The organism is Streptomyces sp. cg36 (assembly GCF_041080675.1).
Lineage (GTDB): Bacteria > Actinomycetota > Actinomycetes > Streptomycetales > Streptomycetaceae > Streptomyces.
The window spans coordinates 2,804,213-2,816,880 of record NZ_CP163520.1 but is presented as its reverse complement, the minus strand read 5'-3'; the positions used below and the strand labels follow the sequence as shown (position 1 = coordinate 2,816,880).

Below are 12,668 nucleotides of genomic sequence, written 5' to 3'. Positions count from 1 at the left end.
TCCGCCGTCGGCCGCGCGAAACCGCAGGCCATGCGGGTGGTGGCGGCCCGAGCGGGCCGCCGGCTCACGCGCTCAGAGCTCGCCCCTGCGGGTCAGGTAGTTGAAGCACAGCCACCCGGGAAGGACCGGCAGCCAGAACGTCAGCAGCCGGTAGAGGAGCACGGCCGAGGCCGCCGTCTCGGCCGGCAGGCCCGCGATGGTCAGGGCCGTGGAGAGGGCCAGCTCGACCGCGCCCACACCGCCGGGCGTCGGGGCGGCCGAGCCCAGCGCGTTGGCGGTGAGGAAGACGACCGCCACGCTCGCGTAGCTGAGGGTGTTGTCGCCGGAGCCGAACGCCCGGATCGACGCGTCCAGGCACATCACGAAGGTGCCGGTGATCAGCAGTATCCCGCCGAGGCCGGTGAGCAGCTTCTGCGGGCGCTGGAGCACGTCGAGCATGCGCGGCACCACGCCCGCGAAGAGCGACCGCACCCGGGTGACCACGAACTTCCGCAGGAACGGGATCGCGGTGACCACCAGGATCAGCACGGCCGCCGTCAGCAGACCGGCGATCACCGTCCGGGACGGCGACAGGTCGGGCGTCTTCTCGGTGCCGGTCACATAGCCGAAGACCAGCAGCAGCGAGATGTGCGAGGCCAGCCCGAACAGCTGGGAGGCGCCCACGCTCGCCACCGCGAGCCCCGGCCGCACGCCCGCGCGCTGCAGGAACCGGGTGTTCAGCGCCACTCCGCCGACCGCCGCCGGGGCGACGAGCTTCACGAACGACCCGGCGACCTGCGCGATCACGGCCCGCCAGAACGGCACCTTCTCGGGGACGAAGCCCAGCAGGCTCGCCGCCGCGGCCGGGTAGGAGAGCGCCGAGAACAGCACGGCCGCCGCCACCCAGCCCCACTGCGCGTTGGCGACGAGATCGCCGAACTTGATGTGGGTGATCTGCACCAGCAGGTAGTACGCGGCGATGGCACCGGCGACGAACGTCAGCAGCGTCTTCACCTTGATGCGCTCCAGGCGCACCGGCTCCACCGGCGCCTGCGGGCGGATCAGGAGCACCTGGCGGCGGATCTGGGTGAGGAGGTCCTCCTCGCGCGCGTTCTCCAGCGCGACGTCGATGGCCTCCTTCTCGGCCTTCTTCTCCGCCCGCACCGCCTTGCTCTCGGCCTTGGCGTCGGCGCGTACGGCCTTGCGCTCCTCGCCCGCGGCCAGGGTCTGCTCCGGCGCGCTCTCGCGCGCGTGGCGCGCCCGTGCCTCGGCCGCCTCGGCGGCCCGCGCCTCCTTGGCCGCAAGCGACGCCTCGATGACCGCCTCGCGCTCGCGCTGCGCCTGCTCGCGGGCGAGCCGCCGCAGCGTCGCGCGCGTGGTGCGGCTCAGCGCGATCGGCTGGAGCAGCGGCAGGCTGTCGGCGACGGTGTCGGGGCCGAGGACGTCGACGGCCGCGGCCACCGCGCGCTCGGCGCCCACCCGCAGCCCCAGGGTGACCAGGAGCTGCGCGATGTCCATGCGCAGCACGAGGTCGCCCGCGGCGATCTCGCCGCCGCGGAGATCCGTCAGTACGACGGTGCCGGAACGATCCACCAGGATCGCGTCCCCCGCGAGCCTGCGGTGGGCGATCCGGCGCGACTGGAGCGCGCGCACCTGGCGCCAGGCGCCGCGCATCAGCTCGTCGGTGATCTCCTCGTCGGCCAGCGAGTCCAGGGACCGCCCGCCGGTGTGCTCGTACACCAGCATCACGGCGTCCGGGCCGAGCTCGGAGGTGGCGATCAGCTTGGGCGCGTTGGCCCCGGCGGCGATCGCCGCGTAGGCGAGGAGCGCCTCCTGCTCCAGCGCCTGGCGCAGCGACTGGAGGGAGCGCCGGGTGGTGATGGAGCGCAGGGTGAGGCGCCGCCAGACCCGGTAGAAGAAGCCCTGCGCCTGCTGTTCGCGGTCGACGACGGTGACGTCGAGCGGTGGCGCGTCCTCCAGCGTGACGAAGTAGCGCCTGCCCCGGTCGCCCTGCTCCAGGGAGTCGGGCGCGTCCTCGGCGCGCATCGCGGTCAGCGGCCGGAAGCCGACGTTGCGCAGCCCGGCGAGCAGGGTCTGCCCGGTGGGCCGGACATTGGGCGAGCCCACCGCGTACAGCGTTCCGTACGCGACGGTCCAGCCGATCAGGACCGTGACCAGGATCGAGAAGGCGGTGGTCTGGCCGCCGACGAGCACGGCGAAGGAGTTGAGCAGCAGCACCGCCCACAGGGCGACCCGCCACCGTGGTCTGCGGGCCATGCCGACGGCCGTCATATAGGCGATGACCGGCGCCAGATAGCCGTGCACGGGATCGGTGAGACCGCCCGTGCCCGACGGCTGGGTCAGCGCGTCGGTGATCGACTCGGGCGCCGAGCGGGCCACCCACAGATCGGTGGCGAGGGCGACGCCGTGGGCGAGCACGGCCGCGAGCACACCGTCCGCGATGCGCAGCCCGTCGCGTTTGATCAGCCGCTCGATGGCGAACGCGACGGGCAGGATCAGCACCGCGATCGACGACACCAGACCGGCCAGCCGGATCAGCACGTCCGGCGCCTGGTCCGAGCCCTTGCTGATGTCCTGTTCGAGGCCGGACGTGGTGTGGTGGGCGATGGCGGCGATGGCCAGCACGATCGCGATGGCCAGGACACCGCTGATCAGCCGTACGAGGTCGGAGGGCCGGTGCACACGGGCGGGCAGCAGCGGTTCGTCCACGGAGACGCGGTCCAGGGCGCCGATGCCCTCGCACGCCTCGGTGCCGGGGTCGGTGTCGGAGCCGGTGGCGGACGTCTCGGACCGCTGCGGCGCGGAGCCGGAGTCGGAGCCGGGGCCGGGGCCCGAACCGGAGCGCGAGACGGCCGTGGCGCCGGCCGGGGCCGGGCGCGCGGGTTTCGCGCCGGAGGCGCCCGCGGGCGCGGAGGCGTCCTCGTCGCTGGAAGAGGGCATGCCGGGGTCCGCCCCCGCCTGTGGGGTGCTGCCGGCCGCCGCTTCGGGTGGCTGCACGCCCCGCTCCTTCGCCGTCTGGTCCGCTGTCTCGCCGGTCTGGTCTTCGGTCTGGTCTTCGTGCTCTCGTATCACCGGTCACCGCCCGCATGATGGTGGCATGACCAGGCCCCCGAGGGGGGCATCAGGGTGCGCCGAGGGGGCGTACGCCGTGCGGTACGCGCCCTATTGCCATGGTGCGCGCGGTTCGCACGAGCCGGTTCCCGGCTCCACTGTCCGTGGCGTACGGCAGGATGAACAGGGTGAGCGATGAGCTGCCGGAACTCCCGGAGTATGCCGAACGGGTCCTGGACCTCGCCGACCAGATCCCGCCCGGCCGGGTGATGACGTACGGGGACGTCGCCGAATGGCTGGGCGAGGGCGGCCCCCGCCAGGTGGGCCGCGTCATGGCGCTGTACGGCGGATCCGCGCCCTGGTGGCGCGTGGTGCGCGCGGACGGCACCCTGCTGCCCGGCCACGAGCTGCGCGCCCTCGGCCACTACCGTGAGGAGTCCACGCCGCTGCGCGGGGCGAGCCGGGCCGCCGAGGGGCACCTGCCGCGCCTGGACATGCGGCGGGCGCGCTGGGACGGCGGCGCGGAGCGCGAGGTCGGCGGCGGGACGGCTCATATCTGACAGCTTCGACCATCGCGGGGCGCCGGGGGCGACCGCAGGCCCGTACGGATGACCCGCTGCGTGCCGGACGCGATCCGGCGTACCGTCGACAGTCGGCACGGCCCCCGTCCCCACCATCACCACCAGCACACCCACCAGGACCGGCGATCCACGTGAGCTCCTCCTCTTTCACCGGGCGTACGACGCACCCGCAGGTACGACGGCGGTCCGCCGGCGCGTACCGACTGGTGCGTACGCCGCCGAGGACCGTGGACCCCCCTGTGCTGGACGCGCGGCAGCGGGCGGTGGTTGACCATGCCCGAGGGCCCCTGCTGGTCCTCGCCGGGCCCGGCACCGGCAAGACGACCACCCTCGTCGAGGCGGTCGCGGCCCGGGTGGCCGCCGGGACCGACCCCGAGCGGATCCTCGTCCTCACCTTCAGCCGCAAGGCCGCGGTCGAGCTCCGCGACCGGATGGCCCTGCGGCTCGGCGGCACCCGCGGACCGCAGGCCACCACCTTCCACTCGTACTGCTACGCGCTGGTCCGCGCCCACCAAGACGCCGACCTCTTCGCCGAGCCGCTGCGGCTGCTCTCCGGCCCCGAGCAGGACCTCGCGGTCCGCGAACTGCTGGCCGGCCAGCTCGGCCTGGAGCGCTCCGGCCTCGCCCATGTGCGCTGGCCCGACGAGCTGCGCGCCTGCCTGACCACGCGCGGCTTCGCCGACGAGGTGCGCGCGGTGCTCGCCCGCAGCCGCGAGCTCGGCCTGGCCCCCGACTCCCTCGCCGCCTTCGCCCGCCGCACCGGCCGCCCCGACTGGCGTGCCGCCGCCGCGTTCTTGGCCGAATATCTCGACGTCCTGGACCTGCAGGGAGTCCTCGACTACGCGGAACTGGTCCACCGGGCCGTCCTGCTCGCCGAGCGCGCCGCCCGCTCCGGCACGTCGTCCCACGTCTCCTCCTCCGCCCCGCCGTACGGCGCCGCTGTGGCCGATGCGTACGACGCGGTGTTCGTGGACGAGTACCAGGACACCGACCCCGCACAGGTCCGCCTGCTGCGGGCCCTCGCGGGCGGTGGCCGCACGCTGGTCGCCTTCGGCGACCCGGACCAGTCGATCTACGCGTTCCGCGGCGCCGACGTCAACGGGATCCTCGAATTTCCGGACACCTTCCGCCGCTCCGACGGCGCTCCGGCACCGGTCGAGGTCCTGACCACGTCCCGCCGCTCCGGCGAGAAGCTCTTGGCCGCGACCCGGCTGCTGACCCGGCGGATGCCGCTGCCGCGCCTGCCGTCGGAGAAGGTACGGGCCCACCGCGACCTCGCCGCCGTGCGCGCGGGCGGGCGCGTCGAGGCGTACACCTACCCGACGGCCTCCACGGAGCTGGAGAACATCGCGGACATCGTCCGCCGCGCCCACCTCGAAGAGGGCGTCCCCTGGCGGGACATGGCGGTCCTCACCCGCGCGGGCACCCGCGCCCTGCCCGCCCTGCGCCGCGCCCTGACCTCGGCGGGCGTCCCGGTAGAGGTGGACGGCACGGACGTCCCCCTGCGCCACGAGCCCGCGGTGACCCCCCTGCTCACGGCCCTACGAGCGGTGGCGACGGCGGCGGTGACGGGGGTGGATGCCGCGGGTGCGGGTGCGGGTGCGGGTGCGGGTGCCGGTGCGGGTGCTGGTGCCGGTGCCGGTGCCGGTGCTGGTGCCGGTGCTGCGGGTGCGGGTGATGCCGTGGCTGCCGCCTACACCGATGCCGACGCGGGAGCCGAGGGCGCGGGCGCGGGTGCCGGTGGCGCTGTGGGCGCCGCCGCTCTCACCGGTGCCGACGCGGAGGTCGATGGCGACGCCGATGGCGCGGGCGCAGCTGCCGATGCCACGGGCCCGGGTGCCAGTGACGCCGTGGCTGCCGCCCCCACCGACGCGGAAGCCGACGCCGACGCGGGAGCCGAGGGCGCGGGCGCAGCTGCCGATGCCACGGGCCCGGGTGCCAGTGACGCCGTGGCCGCCGCCCCCACCGATGCCGACGCCGATCCGGAGGCCGAGGGCGCGCGCGCCCGCGCCGCCGTGGCCGCCAGCGGCGCCGCCCGGTCCTTCGCCGCGCCCGCCTGGCTCGACCCCGAGACCGCTCTCGATCTGCTCACCTCGCCGCTCGGCGGCATGGACACCGCCGACATCCGGCGCCTCGGCCGCGCCCTGCGCGACGAGGAGCGGGCGGCGGGCAACCGGGTGCCGCCACCGTCCGACGTCCTCCTCGCGCGCGTGCTCGCCGAGCCGGAGCGGCTGGTCGCGCACGACCCCGCGTACGCCCGGGGCGCCCAGCGGCTGAGCGCGCTGCTGCGCAAGGCCCGCGAGCTGCTGGAGGGCGGCGGCACCGCCGCCGAGGCCCTCTGGGAGCTGTGGAACGGCACCCCGTGGCCCCAGCGGCTGGAGCGCGCCGCCCTGCGCGGCGGCCCGGCCGGCCGCAACGCCGACCGCGACCTGGACGCGGTGTGCGCGCTCTTCGACACCGCCGAGCGAGCCGAGGAGCGCACCGGCGGCCGGGGCGCGCTCAACTTCCTGGAGGAGGTCGACGCGCAGGACATAGCCGCCGACACCCTCACCCGCCGGTCCGTGCGCCCCGACGCCGTACGCCTGATGACTGCCCACCGCTCCAAGGGCCTGGAGTGGAGCCTGGTCGTCGTCGCGGGCGTCCAGGAGGGCCTCTGGCCCGATCTGCGCCGCCGCGGCTCCCTCCTAGAGGCCGACCGCATCGGCCGCGACGGCCTCGCCGAGCCGCTCACCCCGGGCGCCCTGCTGGCCGAGGAGCGCAGGCTGTTCTACGTCGCCGCCACCCGCGCGCGCGACCGTCTCGTCGTGACCGCGGTCAAGGCCCCGGCCGACGACGGCGACCAGCCCTCCCGCTTCCTCGCCGAACTCGGCGAGGAGCCCAAGGACGTCACCGGCCGTCCCCGCCGCCCGCTCGCCGTCGCCGCCCTCGTCGCCGAACTGCGCGCCACCACCGTCGACCCCGAGGCGTCGGACGCGCTGCGCGACGCCGCCGCCCGCCGTCTGGCCCGCCTCGCCGCGCTCGCCGACGACGAGGGCCAGCCGCTCGTACCCGCGGCCCACCCGTACCGCTGGTGGGGGTTGAACGAACCGACCCGGTCCGCGGTTCCCCTGCGCGACCGCGATCACCCGGTCGCGCTGTCCGGCAGCGCCCTGGACCAGCTCGCCAACACCTGTGCGCTCCAGTGGTTCCTGGGCCGCGAGGTCAAGGCGGACGCGCCCGCCACGGCCGCCCAGGGATTCGGCAACGTCGTGCACGTGCTCGCCGACGAGGTCGCCTCCGGCCGTACGCCCGCCGACCTGGCCGTGCTGATGGAGCGGCTGGACTCGGTGTGGGACGCGCTGGCCTTCGACGCGCCCTGGAAGTCGCTCCAGGAGAAGAACAACGCGCGCGTGGCGCTGGAGCGGTTCCTGCGCTGGCACACCCTGGACCGCACCGGGCGCACCCCCGTGGCGACGGAGCACGACTTCGACGTGACGCTGGAGGCGGGCGAGTACGAGGTCCGCATCCGGGGTTCCATGGACCGGGTGGAGCGCGACGAGGCGGGCCGCGCCTACGTCGTCGACTTCAAGACCGGCAAGCAGGCCCCCACCGCCAACGAGGTCGCCGCCCATCCGCAGCTGGCCGTCTACCAGCTGGCGGTCGGCCAGGGCGCGGTCGACGACGCCTTCGCCGGCGAGCGCCCGCCGCCCGGCGGCGCCGAACTGGTGCACCTGCGCCAGCCCGCCGCCAAGCGGGAGGGCGGCGAGGCGTACCCGAAGGTCCAGGCCCAGGAGCCGCTCGCGGGGGAGTGGGTCGGCGACCTGCTGGCCACGGCGGCGGGCCGGGTCTTGGACGAACACTTCACCCCGAGCCCGGGCCAGCACTGCACGACCTGTACCTTCCGGACGTCGTGTTCGGCCCAGCCCGAGGGGCGCCAGGTACTGGAGTGACGGATGTGAGGGGAGTCATAACCCCTCCCGTACATCCTTCGAGGGCTCACAGCGATCACACAGGTTCGCGAGGCCCTTTGCCCTCACGCCCCAATTAGGAGAAGACAGATGCGGGTCAATCGGAAGTTCCTGGTCGCAGCGGTGGTCTGTACGACCGCTGTCGCCGGACTTGCCGGGTGCGGCGGCGACGACGGCAAGAAGGCGTCCGACGCCAAGGCGAAGCCGTCCGCCCCGTCGAAGCCCGCCGACCCGTTCGCCGGGATGACCGCCGACGCGATAGCCGACAAGGCCGTCACCGCCACCAAGGCGGCGACCGCCTTCAAGATGACCGGCGAGGGCACCTCGGACGGCGAGCACATGCGCCTCGACCTGACCCTGAACCGGGTCGGCACCTGCTCGGGCAAGATCGCCATGAAGGGCGGTACGGCCGAGGTCGTCAAGGTCGACAACAAGTCCTTCTACATGAAGGGCGACGAACGCTTCTACCGGGCCATGGCCAAGGAGGACGGCACTCCCAAGCGGCAGGCCGACGCCATGGTGGAGATCCTCAAGGGCCGCTGGATGAAGATGCCGGTGAGCGCCGTGAGCGGCAAGTCCAAGAAGGGCGGCAAGGCCCCCGGCGACGACCTGGCGACCATGTGCGACATCGGCGCCTTCATCCAGTCCCTGGACGAGGACAAGAGCGAGCGCACGGGCATGACCCGGGGCGCCGACACCGTCGTCGCCGGTGTGCCCGCCATCCCCGTCACCAAGAAGAAGGCGGAGGGCGGCACCCTGACGATGTACGTCTCCAAGAAGGACCCCGGCTACCTCCTGAAGGTCGACGACCAGGACGGCACCGACCCGGGCGTCGTCACCTTCAGTGACTACAACAAGCCGGCCACGATCACGGCGCCGCCCGCCGACCAGATCATCGACCTGGAGAAGATGGGCATGAAGCCCGGCGCGGGCGGCTCCGGCTCCGGCGGGACGGACGAGCTGACGGCGTAGCACCACCAGCTGACGGCGCGGCCCACCGACTGACGGCGCGACGCCGCCCACTGGAGGCATGGCCGTCGGCCGCCGAAGGCAACGGCGCCGCCGGAAGGCGGGGGCACCACCCGCCGCAGGCGTGATGCCCCCGACGGACGCGCAGCCCCGCCCGCCAAAGGCACGGCGCCACCCGAACACACAGCGCCACCCGCCGCAGGCGCGGCACCACCCGCCAAAGGCACCGCACCACCCCTCGCGCCCCGGCCCCCGCACCACCGTGCGGCGGCCTCCGCGACCCCACGGGGACCATCGATGTCGGTGGTCCCCGTTAGCCTCTTACGGGTGCCCATCCTCAGCGACCCCGAAGAGCTCAAAGAGCTCCTCGGCATCCCGTTCACCCCGGAGCAGACGGCGTGCATCACCGCGCCGCCCGCCCCGCAGGTCGTCGTGGCCGGGGCCGGGTCCGGGAAGACCACCGTGATGGCGGCCCGGGTGGTCTGGCTGGTCGGCACCGGGCAGGTCGCCCCCGAGCAGGTGCTCGGCCTGACCTTCACCAACAAGGCCGCCGGAGAGCTCGCCGAGCGGGTGCGCACCGCGCTGGTCCGCGCGGGCGTCACCGACCCCGACGCGATCGACCCGGACCACCCTCCGGGCGAGCCCCGCATCTCGACGTACCACGCCTTCGCAGGGCAGCTCCTGACCGACCACGGCCTGCGCATAGGGCTCGAACCGACCACGCGGCTGCTCGCCGACGCCACCCGCTTCCAGCTGGCGGCCCGGGTGCTCCGCGAGGCCCCCGGCCCCTACCCGGCGCTCACCAAGTCCTTCGCCTCCCTGGTCGGCGACCTGCTGGCGCTCGACGCCGAGCTCGCCGAGCACCTGGTCGCACCGGAGGCCCTGCGCGCGCACGACCGGGCGCTGCTGCGCGAGCTCGAGGGCGCCAGGCTCACCAACGCCGACCTGCGCAAGATCCCCGAGGCCGCCGCCGGACGGCTGGAACTCCTGGACCTCACCGTCCGTTACCGCGATGCCAAGAAGTCCCGCGACCTGCTCGACTTCGGCGACCAGATCGCGCTCTCCGCCGAGCTCGCCCTGACCCGCCCCGAGGTCGGCCGCATCCTGCGCGACGAGTTCCGCGTCGTGTTGCTCGACGAGTACCAGGACACCTCCGTCGCCCAGCGCCGGCTGCTCGCCGCCCTGTTCGGCGAGGGCACCGGACACGCCGTGACCGCCGTGGGCGACCCCTGCCAGGCCATCTACGGCTGGCGCGGCGCCTCGGTGGCCAACCTGGACGACTTCCCGCGCCACTTCGCGTACGCGGACGGACGCCCCGCCACCCGCCACTCGCTCAGTGAGAACCGCCGCAGCGGCGGTCGCCTCCTGGACCTCGCCAACGGGCTGGCCGCGCCCCTGCGCGCGATGCACGAGGGCGTCGAGGCCCTGCGCCCCGCCCCCGGCGCCGAGCGCGACGGCACCGTCCGCATCGCCCTGCTCGACACCCACCAGCAGGAGATCGACTGGCTCGCGGACTCCCTCGCCCACCTGGTGCGCACCGGCAAGGAGCCCGGCGAGATCGCCGTCCTGTGCCGCACCGCGGGCGACTTCGCGCAGCTCCAGGGCGCCCTGGTGGCCCGCGACCTGCCCGTGGAGGTCGTCGGCCTCTCCGGGCTGCTCCACCTCCCCGAGGTCGCCGACCTGGTGGCGGTCTGCGAGGTCCTCCAGGACCCCGGCGCCAACGCGGCGCTGGTCCGGGTCCTGACCGGCCCCCGCTGGCGCGTCGGCCCGCGCGACCTCGCCCTCCTCGGCCGCCGCGCGCGCCGGCTGGTGCGGCGCGAGCGGGCCGGGACGGACGACCCCGACCAGCGGCTCGCGGACGCCGTGGAGGGCGTCGACCCGGCCGAGGTGATCTCGCTGGCCGACGCGCTCGACACCTTCCTGGAGACGGCCGACGGCGAGGACGACGGACTGCCCTTCTCCGCCGAGGCACGCGTGCGCTTCGCCCGGCTCGCCGCCGAACTGCGCGACCTGCGCCGCTCGCTCGCCGACCCGCTCATGGACGTCCTCCACCGCGTCCTCGCCACCACCGGCCTGGAGGTCGAGCTCTCCGCCTCACCGCACGCGCTGGCCGCCCGCCGCCGCGAGACCCTCGGCAACTTCCTGGACACAGCGGCCGGCTTCGCCGCCCTCGACGGCGAGGCGTCCCTCCTGGCCTTCCTCGGCTTCCTGCGCACCGCCGCGCAGTACGAGAAGGGCCTGGACAACGCCCTGCCCGGCGGCGAGAACACGGTGAAGATCCTCACCGCCCACAAGTCCAAGGGGCTGGAGTGGGACGTGGTCGCCGTCCCCGGCCTGGTCAACGGCACCTTCCCCGCCACCCAGGCACGGGAGGCGTGGACGGCCCAGGCGAAGGTCCTGCCGCACGCCCTGCGCGGCGACGCCCCGACCCTGCCCGCCGCCCCCGAGTGGGACGCCAAGGGCCTCAAGGCGTTCAAGGAGGAGCTCAAGGAGCACCAGCACACCGAGGAACTGCGCCTGGGGTACGTCACGTTCACCCGCCCCCGCTCACTGCTGCTCGGCTCCGGGCACTGGTGGGGCCCCAGCCAGAAGAAGCGGCGCGGCCCGTCCGACTTCCTGCACGCGCTGTACGCCCACTGCGAGGCCGGGCACGGCGAGATCGAGGTCTGGGCCGACGAACCGGCCGAGGACGCGGAGAACCCCGCCCTGCGCGAGTCCGCGGCCACGCACGCGTGGCCGCTCCCGCTCGACCCCGCGTCCCTGGCCCGCCGCCGGGCCGCGGCCGAGACGGTCCTTGCGTACCTGGACGGCGAGGGCGCCGCCGCGCACGACGGCCCCCACGCGCGTGTGAGGCCCACTTCGGCGGGCGCGTACGACGGCCCCCACGCACGCGTGGCGCCCGGCCCGGCGGACTTCCCGGGCGAGGCGGCGTACGACCACACGGACCCGTTCGCGGCCGACGAGCCGTACGCGGCCGACGACCCGTTCGCCGACCTCTCCCCCGAGGGCGAGCCGTACGGCCGCGAACCCTCCGAGGGTGATCCGTACGGCGGCGGCACCGATCCGTACGACGAGGAGCCCTACCCCGACGAGGCTCCCTACCCGGACGAGGGCGACCCGTACGGGGCGGAGCCCTTCCCGTACGAGGACGGCGCCCACGAGGACGGCCGCCCCGAGGGCGACGGCGGCCCGCACGACCCGCGCCCCGGCATGCCCACCCAGCGCCCGGCCCCCGCGGCGGCTTCCGCGCACCCCGACGTGCCCGTCCAGCACAGCCGCCCCGCCGACCCCGCGCCCCGCACGGCCGCGCAGCCCGTCCTCACCCCCGAGGAGCGCCGGGCCATCGCCTCCTGGGACCGCGACCTGGAGGCGCTCACCACCGAGCTCCGCCGCAACCGCGCCACCACCCGCGACGTCCCCGTCCCCGCCTCCCTGACCGCCTCCGACCTGCTGCGGCTCGCCGCCGATCCGGACGGCTTCGCCCAGGAGCTGGCCCGGCCCATGCCCAAGCGCCCGCAGCCCGCGGCCCGGCGCGGCACCCGCTTCCACGCCTGGGTCGAGTCCCGCTTCGAGGAGCTGCCGCTGCCGATGCTCGGCCCCGACGAGCTGCCCGGCGGGGACGACAGCGACATCGCGGACGAGCGCGACCTCGCGGCCTTGAAGGAGGCGTTCGAGCGCTCCCCGTACGCCCGGCGCACCCCGCTGCGCACCGAAGCGCCGGTCCAGCTCACCTTGGCGGGCCGGGTGATCCGGGGCCGTATCGACGCCGTGTACGCGGGCGAGAGCCCCGGCACGTACGAGATCGTCGACTGGAAGACCGGCCGCGAGGCCACCGGCGACCCCCTCCAGCTCGCCGTCTACCGCCTCGCCTGGGCCGAGCAGCACGGCGTACCGCCGGAGTCGGTGACCGCCGCCTTCCTGTACGTGCGCACGGGGGAGACCGTCCGCCCCGCGCGGCTGCCCGGCCGGACCGAGCTGGAGCGGATCCTGCTCGGCGGCGCGGGCGGCGCCGCCCGGACCGGTGGGCACGGCCACGCGCGCGAGGCCGAGGCGCCCCCGCCCGCGGGGGCCGGGGCACCGGCGGACATGCCACCACCGCAGGCCGGATAGGCTCAATGGC

5 protein-coding genes are annotated in these 12,668 nt (G+C 75.0%); 4 read left to right on the top strand and 1 reads right to left on the bottom strand.

Annotated elements, in window-relative coordinates:
* Positions 1 to 72: 72 nt before the first annotated feature.
* Positions 73 to 2,997 (bottom strand): YbhN family protein, encoded by a 2,925-nt coding sequence (locus AB5J87_RS12390; protein WP_369376529.1) that lies wholly within the window; start codon positions 2,995 to 2,997, stop codon positions 73 to 75.
* A gap of 233 nt (positions 2,998 to 3,230) precedes the next feature.
* On the opposite strand from AB5J87_RS12390, the gene AB5J87_RS12385 reads away from it, so the two are divergent.
* The 4 genes from AB5J87_RS12385 to AB5J87_RS12370 all read left to right on the top strand — a co-directional run bounded on the left by AB5J87_RS12385 (position 3,231) and on the right by AB5J87_RS12370 (position 12,658).
* Positions 3,231 to 3,611, top strand: coding sequence for an MGMT family protein (locus AB5J87_RS12385; RefSeq protein WP_369376528.1), 381 nt, complete (start codon positions 3,231 to 3,233; stop codon positions 3,609 to 3,611).
* Positions 3,612 to 3,763: 152 nt separating this feature from the next.
* Positions 3,764 to 7,561: an ATP-dependent helicase gene (locus tag AB5J87_RS12380; RefSeq protein WP_369376527.1), complete on the top strand. Its 3,798-nt coding sequence runs from the start codon at positions 3,764 to 3,766 to the stop codon at positions 7,559 to 7,561.
* A 108-nt stretch (positions 7,562 to 7,669) separates the two neighbouring features.
* The gene (locus tag AB5J87_RS12375) at positions 7,670 to 8,551 is read left to right on the top strand and encodes a hypothetical protein (protein WP_369376525.1); all 882 of its coding nucleotides are present in this window, start codon (positions 7,670 to 7,672) and stop codon (positions 8,549 to 8,551) included.
* Positions 8,552 to 8,875: 324 nt separating this feature from the next.
* The gene (locus tag AB5J87_RS12370) at positions 8,876 to 12,658 is read left to right on the top strand and encodes a UvrD-helicase domain-containing protein (RefSeq protein WP_369376523.1); all 3,783 of its coding nucleotides are present in this window, start codon (positions 8,876 to 8,878) and stop codon (positions 12,656 to 12,658) included.
* The last annotated feature ends 10 nt before the right edge of the window (positions 12,659 to 12,668 follow it).